Raw genomic sequence first — 314 nt, 5'->3', positions numbered from 1 at the left:
ACATTGAGCGTAAATGATATTTACTCACAGAATTTGCACACCTCATTAATGGTTGCGCAAACTTTCCGCGTATCATTTAGCGACGCGGTTAATTTGCGACTGACAGTTAGTCAGTCACAAAAAGAAAAGGTGTTGCGGAAATCACCACCATCTTCAAGGTGTGATATCCCACCTTGGGTATGGTGATTTCCACCATGCCTTTACACTCACAGGGTTACTTAATGTAACTCAGTGACTAACGACGAATATCGTCGGAACCAATGATCACCAGTTTGCAAATATGGCGTCTGCTTATTTTTCAAGCCATCACTGTA

The 314-nt window shown here is 42.0% G+C and carries 1 pseudogene; it reads left to right on the top strand.

Annotation, left to right across the window (positions count from 1 at the left end):
* Nucleotides 1-186 (top strand): annotated as a pseudogene (locus AAC854_RS23410) (hypothetical protein); the annotation flags it as partial.
* Between the last annotated feature and the right edge of the window lie 128 nt (nt 187-314).

Source organism: Xenorhabdus entomophaga (genome assembly GCF_037996725.1).
Lineage (GTDB): Bacteria > Pseudomonadota > Gammaproteobacteria > Enterobacterales > Enterobacteriaceae > Xenorhabdus > Xenorhabdus khoisanae.
This window is presented reverse-complemented; position numbering and strand designations above follow the sequence as displayed.